The sequence below is a fragment of the Hydrogenophaga sp. genome (genome assembly GCF_011390835.1).
Lineage (GTDB): Bacteria > Pseudomonadota > Gammaproteobacteria > Burkholderiales > Burkholderiaceae_C > Hydrogenophaga.
The window spans coordinates 1-17,458 of sequence record NZ_JAABRQ010000005.1; the positions used below are offsets into that span (position 1 = coordinate 1).

Below are 17,458 nucleotides of genomic sequence, written 5' to 3' on the forward strand. Positions count from 1 at the left end.
TGTGCGGGTGTGATCTCCATGCCCGAGATTATCCAAAGCAATCACCATGATTGCTATTAGTGTTAACACGCCCTAGTCTGGGACTTGACCTTCGCCTCTGCGGCTTAGAAGGTCAGTGGTGACAAAGGCGGGTGCTGGCGCATCAGCGTGATTCGGATTTATTCGAACCAGCTCCAACATCCGCCAGTCTCGTTGCTAGGCAAGCTGAACTGCCACACATTGCCACAAGCAAACAAGAAACGGCCACATGTCAGACACTGTGCCTGCCTACGATGAAACTCATCAGTGGTATGGGTGCAGTCCACCAGGACAAGGCCCTCAAGCTGGTGAAACCTTAGGAAGATCCCTTTCAATTCAAGGAACTCATCATGAAAATCTTCGCAAAACCCATCGTTCTGGCATCGTTTCTGGCCCTGGCTTCTGCCTCGGCTTTTGCCCATCACCCGGCAGAGGACATCGTCGACGAGTTGATTTATCAGATGATTGACGAGAACGTGTCCGACACGCCGCATGCCGACCTTGACTTCACCAGCATGGGTAGCTGATCCAGGTGCAGTGACTGTTTGGGAGAGGACAGCTCTCTTGCCCAAGGGGACACTCAATAAAATGGAAGCGGGCTTCGGATAAATGAGTTTGTCCGAAGCCCGATCGCTTTTGGTCTCAATGCCGACGGACGCCTGGTCAGCTTCAGTTCGGCAAATCGATCCAGGCCTGCATGCCACCACCGGAACGTGGGCTTAGTGAAACGCGCCAGCCGTTGGCCTGAGCCAGCTGTCGCACGATGGTCAAGCCCAAACCCTGGCCTCCGGTCATGGGGCTGCGTGAAGGTTCCAGCCGATGAAACGGCTGGAACATAGCTTCGATCTGGCTTATCGGGATGCCCGGGCCACGGTCCAAAACGCCGACACGGCCCTGCAATTCATCTTGCTCGTACACCAGTTCGATCACACCTTCGGGTGCGTAGCGCAGCGCGTTTTGAAGGAGGTTGCCCAAGACCCGTCGTAAAGCCAGTTCGGGCAGCAGGCGAACGCCGGGGGCGCAATGCACTTCAATGCGTCGGTCTGGCGTTGAATACTCCTTGGCGAGTGCTTGTAGCAAGGGCTCCATTGCTGTCGAGACGGGAACTTCCCGAACGAGACCTCGGGAAAGAGAGAGCACATTTCCAATGAGCTCATCCATTTGCTCGATATCGTTTTCCAGGCGCTCAATCAGCGCAGGTTCAGGTTTGATTCTGAGCAGTTCAAGCGCGAGTCGCATGCGGGCCAATGGCGTTCGCAAATCGTGGGAGATCCCCGCCAACAAGGTGGTCCGGGCTGCCAACAGCTCGCGAACCTGAACCACCATGGTGTTGAAGCGCCGGCTCAGCGCCACGATTTCCGTCGGCCCAGCCTCAGGCAGCAGATCGGGCGCTTCGCCCTGCCCCAGTCGGGCCGTGGCTTCCTCCAGCTTGGCCAGCGGCGCGACCACACGGCGCGCCAACAACACCGCGAGCCAGGCGGCCAGCACCAGCCCGCCAAACAGCGCGATGAGGAGAGCCATCACCGGTCGGCTGTTGATGCGTTGGCTCGAAAGCCCTACCGCTAGCGTATCGGTGCCCGCCGGAAGAGCGGCCCAATACCAGTCCTCGCCTTGCGCGTCAGGGCGCCGGATCAAGTGCTGGGTGGATCCCACCCGCTTCGCGAGGGCCGATTCGAGCAGGTAAAAGAAGGGGGCGTGCCACTCGGCCACAGACTTGCCCTCCAGCGTAGGTTGGATCAACAGCGTGTGATTGGCTTGCAGTTCGTGCTCGAAGGCTGGACGCGTCTGTGGTGGCAGCTCGGCCCAGGTCTGTGCCGAGAGAACCATGAGCCCTGCCAGATCATCGGCAGACCGGCGTGCCAGCGGCAGCATGACCAGGCCGGCGAAAGCCAGCAGGGTGAGCAATTCAATGGCGATGAAGGCACTCGCTATCAGGATCGCATGCTGGCGGACCAGACCCGAAGACCGCTTCACACATCGCCTCCATTCGGGTTGAACAGATAGCCCTCGCCGCGCACAGTGCGTATGTAAACCGGGGCTGCGGAGTCGGTTTCGATCTTGCGGCGCAGGCGGGTCACGCGACTGTCCACGCTGCGGTCAAATGGATCGCGGTCATAGCCCTTAAGCATGTCGATCAGCGTGTCGCGCGACAACACGCGCCCGGGGTTTTTGACGAAGACCGCCAGTAACGCATACTCGGCGCTGGTCAGCGGTACCTCTTGAGCATCGAGCAATAGCCGTCGGCCTGCCTCGTCGAGCTCATAAGGCCCAAAGTGGGGACGCTCGCTGGACATGGCTGCACTCGCTTGTGCCTTGGCGTCGGGCGACTTGGTAGGCAAGGCGGGCGGCTGAGCACGGCGCAGAAGTGCGCGCAGGCGAGCCAGCAGTTCACGCGGACCAAAAGGTTTGGAGAGATAGTCGTCGGCCCCGACCTCGAGCCCAATGACGCGGTCCATTTCTTCCCCCCGTGCCGAAAGCATCAGCACAGGGATATCCGATTGCGCCTTGATGCTGCGGGTCAGGGCCAGGCCATCTTCGCCCGGCAGCATCAAATCCATCACGATGATGTCCGGCAGGCCTGCAACAAGCGCCTCGCGCAGTGCAGGACCGTCGCTCACGCTTTGCACCTGGAAGCCGTTGGCACTCAGGTAATCCGACAGCAGGGCGCACAAAGCAGGATCGTCGTCTACAACCAAGACGCGAGAGGGGTTCAGTGCATTCATGGACATCAGTTTAGGCCCGCTGGGTCGGCAGCGCGTGGTCAGGCACCTTGCTGACACGCACCGACACAGAGCGACACGCAGCAGCACAGAGCCAGGGCTCGTTGACATAGGCCAGTGACGCAGCCCGCGCACCATTCAGTCATCGGGATTGGCCCGGTGGTCGCAGTGAAGCCCGACTGAGGGCGATCTTTAGTCCTTTGTGCAATTCAACCTTCTTTCAAAGAAATCACCATGATTCGCTCGCAGACACTTTTCGCAGCCTTGGCCGCCGCCCTGAGCTTAAGCGCCGCCGTGGCATCGGCGGCGACCGATGTCCCCAGAGTGGAGGATGCCCGGCTCCTGACCGTGCAAGAGCAATCCCGATTGCGCCTGAGCGTCCATGAGTTCGCTACACGACAAATCGAGTGGCAACGTCAGATGCAACGCCAACTGCAGGAGCGCGAGCGCATCAAGACGCTGTCGACATTGAGTGGAAAACACGCAAGTGAACCACTGCAACTTCAGGCCATGGTCCAAAATCGAATCCAAACCCGTGAGCAGACCAACACGCATGACCATGTCCGCACCCAGACCCGTACCCAAAGCATGAGTTCGCAAACGAGCGGCTCCAGCTACTCAGGTCGGAGCGGCTCGGGCAAGCGTTAAACTGAAAAGGAGTTGTGCCGTCATGAACTTTCGAATCTGTGGAATAGGGTTGACCGGCGCCATGCTGGCGGGACTGGCTTTGCCCGCCTGGGCTGAGACTTCCCCAACCACCCCACCGAAAACCGGAAGCCCCCAGGCGGTTGCCTCTGAGCGCGCCCGATCGATCGCAAACGAAGTCCACATTGACGGCGCCAGGAATGTCACGGTCGAGCGGTCAGACCCGCCTCCCTATGGGGCCGGGTACAAGCAACGGCAGCAGTGGTGGCTGCAGGCAAATCAATTGCCGACGGCAGCAGTCCCACCTAGCGGCGGCGCGTCAACCAGCAGCCCCGATGCTGGAGCCACCAATGGGAGCAGAGGCAACAACGGCAGCGCTGGCGCTGGCAACTCAGGAAAGTCTGGCTCGCCAGGATCGGGCAACGGCCGTTGAGATAACGTCGAACTTGCCACGCCAACCCGCCTGGGCTTCGCCTGGCGCGGCAGACGAGTTCAACAAAGTTGACCGGCTTGCTTCAAAACTGCGTGCGATTCACACCCCCCATATGGGTCAATAGCCGAATTCCAGACGGCTAGTCTTTCTCTCGGTCGCCCGTATCTCTGGAGCCACCTCGGTTCTCAGGATCGGCACGTGGGTCACGATGGCACTCGACGCAATCCTCAAAGTTCCTGATGCCTTCTTCCTCGTGTTCCGCGCGCACATTGGCCGGCGTGTGTTCGTGGCACCCGTAACAGGTGTAGCGGCTGTAGTCGCTGTTGACGTGGCAGGTCTCGCACTCCGTGTCGTGGTCACGATCCAGCACGAACAGCTTGGCATGATCGAAGGTCGCAGGCTTCCAGCGGTCCTCCGTGTGGCACTGCGCGCAATTACCCTTCAGCTGCTGATGCAAATTGTCAGTGGGTGCCTTGTGGCATGCATCGCAACTCGCTTGTTGTGCCTTTGTCAGCAACGCGTGGTCGAAGGTGGCAGGTTGTTGATTTCCGCGCAATCCTGACCCGAGGGGTGAGATTTACGTGGAAATCAACAACCACCCAACAGCAGGCCACCGGCAGGGGCTGCTTCAGGGTCGATCTGAGAGGGCTTGGAGGGCGCTGAGGGGGTCGGCACGTACTGACCTTGGGCGCGGCTCATGATGGCGTCTAGCGCCTCGTTGTAGCCCTCTGCGGCCTTGTGGACAGCGTCGGGCCATTCAGGGGCCTCGGGGAGCATCGGGACACCCACCGCCTGCAGCGCCTCACCCACCCTGCCCAGCTCCTCGGGGCTGCTCGGGACTCGGTACTGCACCAGGGCGGCGTCCATGCTTCGGAAGTCCTCCCCGAGGGTGTGCTCGTACTCAAAGAGGCTGTCCTCGTCGGGTCCGGAGCGGCGGAAGTCCTCGTCCACTTGGAGGACGTGCGCCTTCACGGCATCGCGGATGTAGGCCAGGGCCTCGGGGGTCAGCTTGATGGGGGTCTTGGTGCAGTCCGCTTGCTGCTTCTTGAGCTGCTCGGATGCGGCCTTCAGCTCCACGGTGACCTCGGCATCACGGATAGCGGCCCGGATGCGGGCGACGTCCATGTCGGGGGTGTGGAGGGATTCGCGGTACTCGGAGAATCCGAGGATGGAAACCAGCTTGGTGGGGACTCTGCGGCGGTACTGCCACTGTCCTCCGCGCCTCTCAGTACGGGGGGGCTTCTTCATGTCTTGCACTTCCGAAATGTACCTGTTGTGGAACAGGTTTGTGGAACAGTGCAATCTTCTGGAAGCCCCTAGCTGCGCGGAACCCGCAAGTTTGCTGGGTTCTTGAAAGGGGTGGGGTGGCTGATGGGGCTCGAACCCACGACAACAGGAATCACAATCCTGGACTCTACCAACTGAGCTACAGCCACCGCGAGCTTTAAATTATAGCGTCATCCGCGCCCTTACCGGGCTGCGGACTGCGTGTCTACAGGACTCAGCGAGCTGCTGTGCTCATGGACTGAGGTGCCGGCACCTCGATGCGAACCTTGAAGCGCTCCTTCAGCGTTTCATAGTAGGCTTGGCCTTCGGCGGCGCTCCACCACTGGCCGTATTGCTGCACTTCCTGCTGTTGGGCCTGAGCATCGCGTGCTTCGCGCGGCAGCACCTTTTCGACCTGGATCACCGCGTAACCTTGGTTGCCCAGGTTCACGCCTTTCCAAACGGGCAGCTTGGCCGGGTCGGCACTGAGCGCGGCATTGAGCACCGCACCGGGCAGGTCCTGGGCCTTTTCGCGCGACACCGTCAGCGCCGCCGGCAGGTTGGCCGAGGCTGGTGCAGCCTGCCAGGCGGCGAGCTTCTGCGCGCCCTCTTCCTGGGCCAGCTGCGCCGAACGCTGCGCCACCAGCTGGGAACGCACGGCGTCACGCACTTCAGCCAGCGGTCGGGTGCGGGCGGGCAGGTACTGCAGCACACGCGCCGAGGCAAGTTGGCCCGAACGCACCTCGACTGCTGCCACATTGCGTTTCTTCTCCACCGATTCGGCCGAAAAAATTTCTGACAGCAGGCGGTCGCTGGACAACACGGCCGAGCCGGGCTGGCCTTGCCGGGTCACGCCCTGGGCAGTCTGCACCGTGAGCTTCAGGCGCTCGGCGGTCGGCGCCAGGCTGTCACCTTGTTCGTACACCAGGTTGCTAAACGCCTCCGCATTTTCGGCAAACAGCTTTTGCGCCTGCTGCTTTTTCAGGTCGGTCTCGATTTGCGCGCGCATGGATTCAAAGCTCTTGACCTCAGGCGCCTTGATGTCGGTCACGCGGATGATATGAAAACCAAATTCAGTTTCCACCAGGTCGGAGATGTCTCCTTTCTTCAGCGCAAACACCGTGTCTTCGAACGGCTTGACCATGGCGCCGCGGGCGAAGAAATCCAGGTCGCCACCATTGGCTGCGGAACCGGGGTCTTGCGAATTGGCCGTGGCCACGGCCGCAAAGGTGTCGGGGGCCTGACGCACCTGCGCCAGCAGCGCCGCGGCACGATCCCTGACCGCGGCTTTGTCGCTGGCCGAAGCGCCGGGTGGCACGGTGAGCAGGATATGGCTGGCGCGACGCTCCTCGTTGCCCGACAGGCGCGAGGCGTTCTGATCGTAGAAAGCGCGCACATCGGCCTCGTTCAGGCTCACCGTTTTCTGCAGCTCTTCGGTGTCGAGCACCAGGTACTCGATGTCGACCTGCTCGGGCGCCTGGAACAGCTGAGGGTTGTCGTTGTAGAAGGTTTCGATCTCGGCGTCGCTGGGTTTCACGCGGGCCGCAAAATCGGCGGCGGCGAACCGCACCACACGGACCTCTCGCTGCTCAAAGAAAGCATTGAGCGAAGGCTTGGCGATCGCTGGCGATGCGAAGCCCGAGCCCACTATGCCCTGAGACACTTGGCGAACCGAAATGTCGGCCCGCACGCGGGCCTCGAACATCTCGGGCGTCATGCCCTGGCGGCCGACCAGCTGGCGGTAGGCCTCAGTGTCGAGCGTACCGTCAGGCCGGCGCAGCGAGGCGATGGCTTCGTTCTGCTGCAGGTCGCGCGCTAGACGCTGGTCGCTGGTGTACAAGTTGAGCTTCTGCGCCGCCACCGCGAGCACGCGCTCGCGCACCAGCCGCTCCAGCGTGGCGTAGCGAGCTTCATCCGTATCGAGAAATTTCGCGTCCAGCGTCGGCATGGACTCGCGCAGGCGTTGCGACTCGACCTGGTGCGCCTGATCCCACTCTTGCTGCGTAATGTCTTCGCCGTTGACCGTGGCCACCGTCTTGCCGCGACCACTGCCGTCGGAAAACCCCTGCACGCCAAACAGCACGAACGAGGGAATGATCAGGATCATCAAGAACCCCATGAGGTACTTCTTGTGATTGCGAATGGATTCGAACATGCGTAAAAACCTTGAAACGAACTGCAGACCGGTCTGGGGTCCTAACAACAAAAAAGGCGAACCCGTGTTCGCCTTTTCGGTGGTGGTGGGTGCTGACGGGGTCGAACCGCCGACCTACGCCTTGTAAGGGCGCCGCTCTACCGACTGAGCTAAGCACCCCACCGGAAAACCCGTGGTGCGCCTCAGTTCAGCGCATCCTTAAGTGCCTTGCCCGGGCGGAACTTGGGCACCTTGGCTGCTTTGATTTTAATCTCAGCGCCGGTGCGGGGGTTACGACCCTTGCGAGCAGGCCGCTTGGTCACAGCAAACGAGCCGAAACCCACGAGGGAAACGGTGCCACCCTTCTTCAGCGTGGTGCGGATGGCGGTGATGGTCGAATCGAGCGCGCGCGTAGCAGCCGCCTTGGAAATATCGGCGTGCTTGGCGATGTGTTCGACGAGTTCGGTTTTGTTCACAAATAGCCCCTCTTGAATTGATTAGAAGAATCCGTGCGAACGGACCCGATGCAAAAAACGGTGATGTTGCCGTCAACACAGGCCCGCCCTGCTTGCTGTGCTGTTGCCCGAAAGCTTCAACAGATGCGGCTTGATTAGACCCATGGCGCCCAGTCGATGTCAATAAGCACATCCGCGAAGGCCGCCACACAGGCTGGCAAGAGGCGCGATTCTAGACCTTTTCCCCACGGCAGCCCGCGCGCGCCGTGACTTTTTGCGCAGGCTCGAGCCTCAGCCGACCAGCGCCTTCGCGATCGCGCGCCCCACATCGGCAGTGCTGGCCTGGCCACCCAGATCGGCGGTGCGGGGTGCGCCGCTGCCGGGTTGCAACACGGCCTCGATGGCGTTCATCACGGCATCATGCGCGTTGCGGTAGCCCAGGTGGTCGAGCATCATGGCGCCGCACCAGATCTGACCAATGGGGTTTGCAATGCCTTTGCCGGCGATGTCAGGCGCCGAGCCGTGCACTGGTTCGAACAACGAAGGGTGGGCACGTGTGGGGTTGAGGTTGGCGCTGGGCGCGATGCCGATGGTGCCGGTGCAGGCCGGGCCGAGATCGCTCAGGATGTCGCCGAACAAATTGCTGCCCACCACCACGTCGAAGAAGTCGGGGCGCTGCACAAAGTGTGCGGTGAGGATGTCGATATGGAACTTATCGACCGTCACGTCCGGGTACTGCTTGGCCATTTCGGCCACGCGCTCGTCCCAGTAGGGCATGGTGATGGCGATGCCGTTGCTTTTGGTGGCGCTGGTCAGGTGCTTCTTCGGTCGCGAACGCGCCACTTCGAAAGCATGCCGCAACACGCGGTCTACGCCGATGCGCGACATCACGGTTTCCTGCACCACGATCTCGCGATCGGTACCGGCGTACATGCGCCCGCCGATGCTGGAGTATTCGCCCTCGGTGTTTTCGCGCACGATCACCATGTCGATTTCGCCCGCCTGCCTGGGCGTGCCGTCGCGCCGCACCACCGGCGCGGTCACGCCCGGCATCAGCTTGGCCGGGCGGATGTTCACGTACTGGTCAAACTCGCGACGGAACATCAGCAACGAACCCCAGAGAGAAATGTGATCCGGCACCTTGTCGGGCCAGCCGACGGCGCCGAAGTAGATCGCGTCGTGGCCGCCGATCTGGTCTTTCCAGTCATCGGGCAGCATCTGGCCATGCTTCTCGAAGTAGGCGCAACTCGAAAAACCGAAGTGATCGAACTGCAGCGGGATATTGAATTTCGAGGCAGCAGCCTCCATCACGCGCAAGCCTTCGGGCATGACTTCGGTGCCGATGCCGTCACCAGCGATGACGGCGATGCGATGGGTTTTGTTCACGGTGTGCTCCTGGGTGGGGTGAGTTTGAAAAAAGGAATGGCTTGGGCCAGCAAGGCGTCGGGCACTTCTTCGGCGAGGTAGTGCCCGCTGGGCAAGGCCTGCCCGCTGACGTAAAGGGCGCGCTCGCGCCATAGCGCCAGCACATCAAAACACCGCGCCACCGTGCCATGCTCGCCCCACAGCACGCGCAGCGGCTGCGTCACTTTCTGCCCGGCGGCCACATCGGAGCGGTCATGCTCCAGGTCGATGCCGGCGCTGGCGCGGTAATCCTCACACATCGATTCTGCGCTGCCCTGCAGAGTGATGCAGCGGGCGTATTCCGCCAGTGCCGCCGGGTCAAACGCAGACAGGCCCGCATGGCGGCTGCCCATGACGCTCTTTAGGTAGCGCACCGGATCGGATGCGATCAGCGCCTCGGGCAGAGGCGGTGGCTGGATCAGGAAAAACCAGTGCCAGTAGGCGCGAGCAAACGCTTCGGTGGTTTGCCCGTACATCGCCAGCGTGGGCGCGATGTCGAGCAGCATCAGGCGGCTCACCGCCTGCGGATGGTCGACCGCGAGCCGGTGCGCCACGCGCGCGCCGCGGTCGTGCGCCAGCACCGCGAATTGATCAAACCCGTGCGCCTGCATGACGGCCACCGCGTCCTGGGCCATCACCCGCTTGCTGTGCGCCTGGTGCTCGGCATCGGCGGCGGGCCGCCCGGAGTCGCCATAACCGCGCAAGTCCATCATCACCAGATGGAAGTGCTCGGCTAGCCGGGGCGCGACGCGGTGCCACATGGCCATGCTCTGCGGATGCCCGTGCAACAGCAGCAGCGGCGGCCCGTCGCCACCCGACCGGGTGTGCAGGGCCAGCCCGTCGTGGACCACGGTGCGGGGAGCGAAGGCGTCAAGCATGCGCTCCAGCTTACGTCGAACAAAGGCAATAATCCGGCAATTGATTCATGCTCTGGGAGAAACAATTGGACCGTGCCGACTTGGAACTGGTGCTGGCAGTGCGCCAGCACGGCAGCCTGGCGCAGGCTGCCCGTGTGCTGCAGCTAGCCCCATCTGGCGTCACCAAACGCCTCGCGTCGCTGGAAGCGCAACTCGGCCTGCGCCTGTTCCAGCGCACCACGCGCCGCGTGAGCCCAACGGCCGAGGGCGAGACCCTGTGCGCGCGGGCGGCTGAGTTGCTGCAGGGGTTTGAAGCCATGGAGTCCGAGCTGCGTGAGCACCACCAGGAGCCAGCCGGGCCGATCCGGCTGGCGGCCACTTTCGGTTTTGGCCGCCGATGGCTGGGCCCCGCCCTGGCCGATTTTCAGGCCCGACACACGCGGGTGAGCGTGCAGCTGCAGCTCACCGAACAGCTGCCGGATCTAGCGGTCGAGGGCTTTGATGGCGCAATCTGGCTGTGGAGCGCGCCGGGCGAACGCAGCGCCGAGTGGATGGCGCGCAGCCTGGCACCTAACCAGCGCGTGCTGGTGGCAGCACCAGCCTACCTGGCCTCGCGCGACGTGCCCACCTGCCTGGCGGATTTGTCGCTGCATCGCTGTCTGGTGGTCCGGGAAAACGGCGGCGGCGTCAGCCAGCGCTTCGACCACTGGCGCCTGCACTCTGCGCGCGATGGGCAGACGCACCACGTGGCGGTGCGCGGGCCCCTGTCGAGCAACTCGGGCGAGATGGTGCGCGACTGGTGCCTGGCCGGCCACGGCATCATGCTGCGCAGCCGCTGGGACATCGCGCCGCGCCTGGCCAACGGCGAGCTGGTGCAGGTCCTGCCCGAATACACCATGCCCGAGGCCGACATCCACTGGCTGGCGCCCTACCGCGCGCAAATCCCGCGACGCATTCGCCTGCTGGTCGATTTCCTGGCCCATCGCTTTCGCGAAGAGCCCTGGCGCATCAGACCGTCTTCGGCGGGCGAATCACGAGGCTCACGCCCAGCGCTGTGAGCGCGATGCCCGCCACGGTGAACACGGTGACGGGTTCATCAAACAGCAGCCACGCGATCAGTGCGGTGCACGGTGGCACGAGGTACATCAGGCTGGTCACCTTGGCCGCGGCGCCACGCTGGATCAGCAGGTACAGCAGGGAGCTGCCGCCCAGCGTGAGCCCCAGCACCGACCAGGCCATGGCGCCCACCAACTCGCCGTTCCAGCGCATGCTCTCGACCTCCAGCAGCGCCAGCGGCAGCGTCACCACCAGCGCGGCCAGCAGCTGCACCGTGTTGGCGCTGCGCACGTCGCAGGCCTTCACGTAGCGCTTCTGGTACAGCGTGCCAACCGTGATCGAAAACAGCGCCAGCACGGCCAACGACAGGTTCAGCCAGTCGGCATGGTCTCCTGCGCCGCCGTGTTCAAACTTGCGCGAGACCACTAGCACCAAGCCCGCAAAGCCAAGCAGCAGCCCGGCCCACTGCCGGCGCGAGACATGGCCCTCGGCGCCGCCCATGGCGCTCAGCCAGATGGCGGTGAGCACCGGCTGGATGCCCACGATCAATGCCGACAAGCCCGAGCCCATGCCGGCCTTGACCGCCGCCCACACCCCGCCCAGGTAACCCGCGTGCATCAACACCCCGGTCACCGACAAGTGCAGCCATTGCGTACGGTTCACCGGCCACTTCACACCAGCGACCCAGATCCAGGGCAGGAAACACAGGATGGACAAGGCGTAGCGCACCGCCAGGAAAGACATCGGCGGCGCATGGGGCATGCCGAAGCGCGCCACGATGAAGCCGGTGCTCCAGATCAGCACAAATACCCAGGGCATGGCGCGCAGCCAGCCGTTGTCACGTACCTCGGCGGACATCTGTGCTCAGCGCGATCGCGCGCGGATTTCCGGCAAGGCTTTTTTCAGGTAGTACACCATCGACCAGATGGTCAGCACCGCGGAGATCCAGATCAGCCAGGTGCCCCAGACGCGGGTGTCGACCACACCCAGCACCGTGCCGTTGAACAGCAGAAACGGAATCGCAATCATCTGCACCATGGTCTTGGCCTTGCCCACCATGTGCACCGCCACGCTCTTGGTTGCGCCGATGATGGCCATCCATTCGCGCAGCGAAGAGATCGCGATCTCGCGACCGATGATGATCAGCGCCACAAACACATCGGCCCGGTCCAGGTGGACCAGCACCAGCAAACTGGCACAGACGAGGAACTTGTCGGCCACCGGATCCAGAAAGGCGCCGAAGGCCGAGGTTTGGTTGAGCTTGCGCGCGAGATACCCGTCGGCCCAGTCGGTGAGCGCGAACACGATGAACATCACCGTGGCGATCAGGTTCTGCTGCGCCGGGCTCACCCCTTCCAGGTAGAACACCCCGACGATCAAGGGAATCGCGACGATGCGCGCCCAGGTCAGCAAGGTGGGAAGGTTGAAGAACATGCGCCGATTATGGGGGAGTGATGAAGCGCGCCGGCGAACGACCCGGCGCCGGCGCCTCCCAAGCCGGATCAGCCCCTTTGAGGGCCCCGACCCGCAACGAGGTGGAGCCGCAGGCCGCACCCGCAGGGAGCGGGATGGGGCCCTCAGTGAAGCGCGCGGTAAATCGCATCGGCCAGATCGGCCGAGATGCCTTCTACGGTGCAGAGATCTTCCACGCTGGCGCTGGTCACGCCGCGCACACCGCCGAAACGCTGCAGCAGCCGCGCCCGCCTCCTCGGCCCCACGCCCGGGATGTCTTCCAGTTTGCTGGCGCCGGTGCGCACCTTGGCGCGCTGGGCGCGCATGCCGGTGATGGCGAAGCGGTGCGCCTCGTCGCGGATCTGCGCCACCAGCATCAGCGCCGCCGAATCGTGCCCCAGATAGACCTTCTCGCGGCCATCGGCAAAGACCAGCTCTTCCAGCCCCACCTTGCGACCCTCGCCCTTCTCCACGCCCACGATCAGCGACACATCGAGCCCGAGCTGCTGAAACACATCGCGAGCCATGCTCACCTGGCCTTTGCCGCCGTCGACCAGCACCAGATCGGGCATGCGCGGGCCGCTCGGCAGGCCGCTGGTGGCGTCGGTGGCAGGCTCCGCGGGCGGTCGCTCCGCGGCGTCTGCTGAATTGGCGGCAGCTTCGGCGACAGGCTCGCCTTCAGCCAGGGCGGTGGCGGGCTCGGCCGCCTCCGCGGCCAGTGCCTCGGCCACGCGCCCATAGCGCCGCATCAGCACCTGCCGCATCGCCGCGTAATCGTCGCCCGGCGTGATGCCTTCGATCTTGTAGCGCCGGTACTGGCTGTTCTGCATCTTGTGGTCTTCAAACACCACGCAAGAAGCCTGGGTGGATTCGCCGGCCGTGTGTGAAATATCGAAGCACTCGACGCGCAAGGTTTCGAGCTGGTCGTCGGGCAGTTGCAGGGCGTCGGCCAGTGCTCGGGTGCGCGCCTGCTGAGAGCCTTCTTCGGCCAGCAGCCGCGCGAGCGCGATCTCGGCGTTTTTCTGCGCCATCTCCAGCCAGATGCGGCGGTGTTCGCGAGGCTGGTGCACCGCGTTGACCTTGACGCCAGTCTGTTCGCTCAGGGCGTCCAGCAGCGCCTTGCTCACCGGGTGGCTGGTCACCAGCGTGTGCGGCATGGCCACGCCCAGGTAGTGCTGGGCGATGAACGCTTCGAGCACCTGCACCGCCACGCGCTCAGCTGGATCGACCGCAGGCGCTGCGCCAGCGGTCTCAGGGCTCAAGGCCTGATGGATCTGAGTCGCGTCTTCCACGTGCGCGGGAAAATAGGGTCGGTCGCCAAGGTGGCGACCGCCGCGCAGCATGGCCAGGTTCACGCAGGCGCGGCCGCCATGCACCTTGACCGCCAGCACATCCACGTCCTTGTCGGACACGTTGTCCATCGCCTGCTGGTGCAGCACGCGCGAAAGTGCAGCCATCTGGTTGCGGATTTCTGCCGCCTGCTCGAACTCCAGTCGGTCGGCGTGGGCCATCATGCGCTGCTCCAGCGTGGCCAGCACCGCCCGAGTCTCGCCGCGCAAAAAAGCCTCGGCATCGGCCACGTCGCGCGCGTAAACCGCCTGATCGATCAGGTCCACGCAGGGGCCGCTGCAGCGTTTGATCTGGTACAGCAGGCAAGGCCGCGTGCGATTGGTGAACACCGTGTCTTCGCAGGTGCGCAGGCGAAACACCTTTTGCAGCAGCGTGATCGACTCTTTCACCGCCCAGGCGCTAGGGTAAGGCCCGTAGTAGCTATGGCGCCGGTCCACCACGCCGCGGTAGTAGGCCATGCGTGGGAAGGCCAGCGAGGGCACGGGCTTGGCGGCTGTGACGCGAAAAGCCTCGCGCGTACCGGTGATCTTGAGATAAGGGTAGCTCTTGTCGTCTCGGAACAGGATGTTGAACTTCGGCGCCAGCGTTTTGATCAGGTTGTTTTCGAGCAGCAAGGCCTCGGCCTCGGAGCGCACCACCGTGGTTTCCATGCGGTGGATGCGGCTGACCATGTGGCCGATGCGCGTGCCGTCATGGCTTTTCTGGAAATAGCTGGTCACCCGCTTTTTCAAGTTGCGCGCCTTGCCCACATAGAGCAGCTGGTTCTGCGCATCAAAATAGCGGTACACGCCCGGCAGACCGGGCAAGGCAGCCACTTCACTCAGCAGTTGGTCAGAGAACGCGGGTTCCATGGTCTGTATTGTGGCGGCGCTGGCTGCGGCATGATTCGCCCATGGTCAGCGCCCCTTACTCTTCCCTGCCCGCTTTGCGCTGGGATCTCTTTTGTCGGGTGGTCGACAACCTCGGCGACATCGGTGTGTGCTGGCGCCTGAGCGCCGACTTGGCAGCGCGCGGCCAGCAGGTTCGGCTCTGGATCGACCAGCCCGGGCCGCTGCGCTGGATGGCCCCCGGCGCGCTGGAAGGTCAGGTGCCTGGCGTACAAGTGCAGCACTGGCACGATCCGTTGTCGGCCCACGCATTGGCAGACTGGGTGCCAGGAGATGTGTGGGTCGAAACGTTCGGCTGCGACCCGGCCGCCGAGTGCATGGCACGACTGGCTGAGCAACTCACCCAGGGTGGCCCAACACCGGTGTGGATCAACCTAGAGTACCTGAGCGCCGAGGGCTATGTGGAGCGTTGCCACCGCCTGCCTTCACTGGTGAACCAGGACCCGCTCCGGGGTCTGACCAAATGGTTTTTTTACCCCGGCTTCACGGGCTCTACCGGCGGTTTGCTGCGCGAACCCGACCTGCTCGCGCGCCAGGCTGCTTTCCATCGCCCAGCCTGGCTTCAGTCGCAGCAACTGCCCTTGGGTACAGCGCGGCACATCAGCCTCTTTTGCTATGAGCCGCCGGTCCTGGGCAAGGTGATGCAAGCGGCGGCCCAAGAAGGTCCAGGCTGCCACTGGCTGGTGACGCCTGGCCGCGCGGCTCAGGCGGTAGCCGCGCTTTCCAAGCACCCGGCTTCGCTGCACCCGCTGCCAGCACTGACCCAGCACGACTTCGACCACTTGCTCTGGGCAAGCGACCTGAATTGTGTGCGTGGTGAAGACTCGCTGGTGCGCGCGCTTTGGGCTGGCCAGCCCTTCGTGTGGCACATCTACCCACAACACGACAACGCCCATCACGCCAAGCTCGATGCGTTCCTCGACTGGTTGGACGCGCCCGCTTCGCTGCGCCATTTTCACCACCAGTGGAACGGCATGGTCCCAGCAGCCGGACCCGTTTGGCCGGGGTGGGGAGTGGTCGATGGCTGGCGCACCTGCGTGCAGGCGGCGCGTGCCCGGCTGCTGGCTCAGGACGACCTGAGCAGCCAGTTGCTCGGTTTCGTGGCCAAAAAGCGATAAAATTCAAGGCTTTGCGGAAAACCGGTTGCCGGCCCAGCGCCTGCATCCCGGACCGCCAGCCTTCTGCCTCGCCGCACAGAGTGTTGCCATCAGCAGCGTTCCCGGGACTTCCCTCCCCGCCGGAACCCGCGGCCCAACCGTTGGAACCCCTATGAAAATCGCCCAGGAATTGCGCGCCGGCAATGTCATCATGCACGGCAAAGACCCGATGATCGTCCTCAAGACCGAATACGCCCGTGGCGGCCGCGGTGCGGCCACCGTGCGGCTCAAGCTCAAGGCCTTGCTCAACAATATGGCCACCGAAGTGGTCTGCCGGGCCGACGACAAGATGGACCAGATCATTCTGGACAAGAAGGAGTGCACCTACTCCTACTTCGCCGACCCGATGTACGTATGCATGGACAGCGACTTCAACCAGTATGAAGTCGAAGCCGAGAACATGGGTGATGCGCTGAACTACCTGGAAGACGGCATGACCGTCGAAGTGGTGTTCTACGAGGGCAAGGCCATCTCGGTCGAACTACCCACCAGCGTGGAGCGCGTGATCACCTGGACCGAACCCGCTGTCAAGGGCGACACCTCGGGCAAGGTGCTCAAGCCGGCCAAGATCGCCACCGGGTTTGAAGTGTCGGTGCCGCTGTTTGTGGCCCAGGACGACAAGATCGAAATCGACACCCGCACCGGTGAGTACCGCAAGCGTGTCTGAATCTGCTGGCCTCAGCTGATCTGACCAGAAGGCTCCTGCGGGAGCCTTCTTGCATTCGAAATCCGAACCTGCTGCCATGGAACTCATTGCCCGCATCGCCGACGTCATCATCCCGGTCTTCCTGATCGTAGCGATCGGCTATGGCTACGCACGCCGCCGTGCGCCCGACCTGTCCGCATTCAACCGCATCGCACTCGATGTGCTGGCGCCCTTGCTGGTGTATTCGGCGCTGGCGGCCAAGGACTTCCGCCTGGGCGATCACGTCGCGCTGCTGGTCGGCGGCGCCATCCTCATCCTGGGCAGCGGGCTGCTGGCCTGGCCGCTGGCGCGCGCATTTGGCGCCCAGCCGCGCACCCTCGTGCCGGTGGTGATGTTCAACAACTGCGGCAACATGGGCCTGCCGCTGGCCTTGCTGGCATTCGGCAGCGAACATTTCGGCGCCGCGGTGGCCCTGTTCTCGATCAGCAACCTGCTGCATTTTTCGCTCGGCGCGCGCATCACCAGCGCGGCCGCGCGTTCGCGCGATCTGCTCACCAGCCCGCTGATGATCGCCACCCTGCTCGGCTTTGGCAGCGCCATGACCGAGCTGCGTCCGCCCGACGTATTGCTCTCGGGCATGAAGTTGCTGGGCGACGCGCTGCTGCCCATGATGCTGTTTGCGCTGGGTGTGCGCCTGACCGCACTCACGCGCCAGGGTCTGGCGCTGGGTTTCCTGGGTGCGCTGGCGCGCCCGCTGATCGGCCTAGCCATCGGCATCCCTCTGGCTTGGGCGTTGGGCCTGGAAGGCGCAGCGCGCGGTCAGCTGCTGCTGTTTGCCGCGCTGCCGCCGGCCGTAATCCAGTTCATGCTGGCCGAGCGTTACCAGCAGGAGCCGGACAAGGTGGGTGCCATGATCATGCTGGGCAACGCGATGGCGGTGCTATTCGTGCCGCTGGCACTGGCCATCGGCCTTTGAGG

Annotated in this window: 17 protein-coding genes and 2 tRNA genes; 7 read left to right on the forward strand and 12 right to left on the reverse strand. The window is 63.5% G+C overall.

Annotation, left to right across the window (positions count from 1 at the left end; all coding sequences use genetic code 11):
• Positions 1-368: 368 nt before the first annotated feature.
• A complete protein-coding gene (locus tag GPT34_RS04720) occupies positions 369-545 on the forward strand; it encodes a hypothetical protein (protein WP_291010102.1) in 177 nt (58 codons plus the stop codon).
• 142 nt (positions 546-687) lie between these two features.
• Here GPT34_RS04720 and GPT34_RS04725 read toward each other — a convergent pair whose 3' ends face one another.
• Together GPT34_RS04725 and GPT34_RS04730 are read right to left on the reverse strand one after the other, a co-directional pair.
• Entirely contained in the window at positions 688-1,992 is a 1,305-nt protein-coding gene (locus GPT34_RS04725) for an ATP-binding protein (RefSeq protein ID WP_291010103.1), read from the reverse strand.
• Positions 1,989-2,741 carry a response regulator gene (locus tag GPT34_RS04730; protein WP_291010104.1) on the reverse strand — a complete coding sequence of 251 codons (753 nt, stop codon included), beginning with the start codon at positions 2,739-2,741 and terminating at the stop codon, positions 1,989-1,991. Before GPT34_RS04730 ends, GPT34_RS04725 begins: the two co-directional genes overlap by 4 nt.
• A 231-nt stretch (positions 2,742-2,972) precedes the next feature.
• Between GPT34_RS04730 and GPT34_RS04735 the strand changes: the two genes are divergently transcribed.
• Both GPT34_RS04735 and GPT34_RS04740 read left to right on the forward strand, forming a co-directional pair.
• Positions 2,973-3,386 (forward strand): hypothetical protein, encoded by a 414-nt coding sequence (locus GPT34_RS04735; protein ID WP_291010105.1) that lies wholly within the window; start codon positions 2,973-2,975, stop codon positions 3,384-3,386.
• Positions 3,387-4,024: 638 nt separating this feature from the next.
• Positions 4,025-4,378: a hypothetical protein gene (locus GPT34_RS04740; RefSeq protein ID WP_291010106.1), complete on the forward strand. Its 354-nt coding sequence runs from the start codon at positions 4,025-4,027 to the stop codon at positions 4,376-4,378.
• A gap of 26 nt (positions 4,379-4,404) precedes the next feature.
• Here the strand turns inward: GPT34_RS04740 and GPT34_RS04745 are convergent, their stop codons facing one another.
• From GPT34_RS04745 to GPT34_RS04775, 7 genes are all read right to left on the reverse strand, one after another.
• Entirely contained in the window at positions 4,405-5,064 is a 660-nt protein-coding gene (locus GPT34_RS04745) for a DUF6538 domain-containing protein (RefSeq protein WP_291010107.1), read from the reverse strand.
• Positions 5,065-5,176: 112 nt separating this feature from the next.
• A tRNA-His gene (locus GPT34_RS04750) sits at positions 5,177-5,252 on the reverse strand.
• A gap of 65 nt (positions 5,253-5,317) precedes the next feature.
• On the reverse strand, positions 5,318-7,237 hold the full coding sequence (locus GPT34_RS04755; RefSeq protein WP_291010108.1) for a SurA N-terminal domain-containing protein: 1,920 nt from the start codon (positions 7,235-7,237) through the stop codon (positions 5,318-5,320).
• Positions 7,238-7,320: 83 nt separating this feature from the next.
• Positions 7,321-7,396 (reverse strand) — tRNA-Val (locus GPT34_RS04760).
• A gap of 23 nt (positions 7,397-7,419) precedes the next feature.
• On the reverse strand, positions 7,420-7,692 hold the full coding sequence (locus GPT34_RS04765) for an HU family DNA-binding protein (protein WP_066158910.1): 273 nt from the start codon (positions 7,690-7,692) through the stop codon (positions 7,420-7,422).
• A 270-nt stretch (positions 7,693-7,962) separates the two neighbouring features.
• Complete coding sequence (locus GPT34_RS04770) at positions 7,963-9,057, reverse strand: tartrate dehydrogenase (RefSeq protein ID WP_291010109.1); 1,095 nt, start codon at positions 9,055-9,057, stop codon at positions 7,963-7,965.
• On the reverse strand, positions 9,054-9,953 hold the full coding sequence (locus GPT34_RS04775) for an alpha/beta hydrolase (RefSeq protein WP_291010110.1): 900 nt from the start codon (positions 9,951-9,953) through the stop codon (positions 9,054-9,056). Before GPT34_RS04775 ends, GPT34_RS04770 begins: the two co-directional genes overlap by 4 nt.
• A 65-nt stretch (positions 9,954-10,018) precedes the next feature.
• On the opposite strand from GPT34_RS04775, the gene GPT34_RS04780 reads away from it, so the two are divergent.
• Entirely contained in the window at positions 10,019-10,990 is a 972-nt protein-coding gene (locus tag GPT34_RS04780) for a LysR family transcriptional regulator (protein ID WP_291010205.1), read from the forward strand.
• On the opposite strand, the gene GPT34_RS04785 is transcribed toward GPT34_RS04780, so the two are convergent.
• The 3 genes from GPT34_RS04785 to uvrC form a co-directional block, all read right to left on the reverse strand.
• Positions 10,941-11,846: a DMT family transporter gene (locus GPT34_RS04785; protein ID WP_291010111.1), complete on the reverse strand. Its 906-nt coding sequence runs from the start codon at positions 11,844-11,846 to the stop codon at positions 10,941-10,943. The genes GPT34_RS04780 and GPT34_RS04785 overlap by 50 nt on opposite strands.
• Before the next feature lie 6 nt (positions 11,847-11,852).
• Positions 11,853-12,422 carry a CDP-diacylglycerol--glycerol-3-phosphate 3-phosphatidyltransferase gene (pgsA, locus tag GPT34_RS04790; protein WP_291010112.1) on the reverse strand — a complete coding sequence of 190 codons (570 nt, stop codon included), beginning with the start codon at positions 12,420-12,422 and terminating at the stop codon, positions 11,853-11,855.
• Positions 12,423-12,565: 143 nt separating this feature from the next.
• Positions 12,566-14,641: an excinuclease ABC subunit UvrC gene (gene uvrC, locus GPT34_RS04795; protein ID WP_291010113.1), complete on the reverse strand. Its 2,076-nt coding sequence runs from the start codon at positions 14,639-14,641 to the stop codon at positions 12,566-12,568.
• Positions 14,642-14,682: 41 nt separating this feature from the next.
• Here uvrC and earP point away from each other — a divergent pair, with 41 nt between their 5' ends.
• From earP to GPT34_RS04810, 3 genes are all read left to right on the forward strand, one after another.
• Positions 14,683-15,795 carry an elongation factor P maturation arginine rhamnosyltransferase EarP gene (earP, locus tag GPT34_RS04800; RefSeq protein ID WP_291010114.1) on the forward strand — a complete coding sequence of 371 codons (1,113 nt, stop codon included), beginning with the start codon at positions 14,683-14,685 and terminating at the stop codon, positions 15,793-15,795.
• A gap of 151 nt (positions 15,796-15,946) precedes the next feature.
• Positions 15,947-16,501, forward strand: coding sequence for an elongation factor P (gene efp / locus GPT34_RS04805; protein ID WP_291010115.1), 555 nt, complete (start codon positions 15,947-15,949; stop codon positions 16,499-16,501).
• 76 nt (positions 16,502-16,577) lie between these two features.
• Positions 16,578-17,456: an AEC family transporter gene (locus GPT34_RS04810; RefSeq protein ID WP_291010116.1), complete on the forward strand. Its 879-nt coding sequence runs from the start codon at positions 16,578-16,580 to the stop codon at positions 17,454-17,456.
• Positions 17,457-17,458: the final 2 nt, after the last annotated feature.

Bases quoted from the DNA above. Each gene is read 5' to 3' on its own strand.
- GPT34_RS04740 (WP_291010106.1), top strand. From the start codon at position 4,025: ATGGCACTCGACGCAATCCTCAAAGTTCCTGATGCCTTCTTCCTCGTG.
- GPT34_RS04735 (WP_291010105.1), top strand. From the start codon at position 2,973: ATGATTCGCTCGCAGACACTTTTCGCAGCCTTGGCCGCCGCCCTGAGC.
- GPT34_RS04720 (WP_291010102.1), top strand. From the start codon at position 369: ATGAAAATCTTCGCAAAACCCATCGTTCTGGCATCGTTTCTGGCCCTG.
- GPT34_RS04755 (WP_291010108.1), bottom strand. From the start codon at position 7,237: ATGTTCGAATCCATTCGCAATCACAAGAAGTACCTCATGGGGTTCTTG.
- GPT34_RS04745 (WP_291010107.1), bottom strand. From the start codon at position 5,064: ATGAAGAAGCCCCCCCGTACTGAGAGGCGCGGAGGACAGTGGCAGTAC.
- uvrC (WP_291010113.1), bottom strand. From the start codon at position 14,641: ATGGAACCCGCGTTCTCTGACCAACTGCTGAGTGAAGTGGCTGCCTTG.
- earP (WP_291010114.1), top strand. From the start codon at position 14,683: ATGGTCAGCGCCCCTTACTCTTCCCTGCCCGCTTTGCGCTGGGATCTC.
- GPT34_RS04775 (WP_291010110.1), bottom strand. From the start codon at position 9,953: ATGCTTGACGCCTTCGCTCCCCGCACCGTGGTCCACGACGGGCTGGCC.
- GPT34_RS04810 (WP_291010116.1), top strand. From the start codon at position 16,578: ATGGAACTCATTGCCCGCATCGCCGACGTCATCATCCCGGTCTTCCTG.
- GPT34_RS04730 (WP_291010104.1), bottom strand. From the start codon at position 2,741: ATGAATGCACTGAACCCCTCTCGCGTCTTGGTTGTAGACGACGATCCT.
- efp (WP_291010115.1), top strand. From the start codon at position 15,947: ATGAAAATCGCCCAGGAATTGCGCGCCGGCAATGTCATCATGCACGGC.
- GPT34_RS04785 (WP_291010111.1), bottom strand. From the start codon at position 11,846: ATGTCCGCCGAGGTACGTGACAACGGCTGGCTGCGCGCCATGCCCTGG.
- pgsA (WP_291010112.1), bottom strand. From the start codon at position 12,422: ATGTTCTTCAACCTTCCCACCTTGCTGACCTGGGCGCGCATCGTCGCG.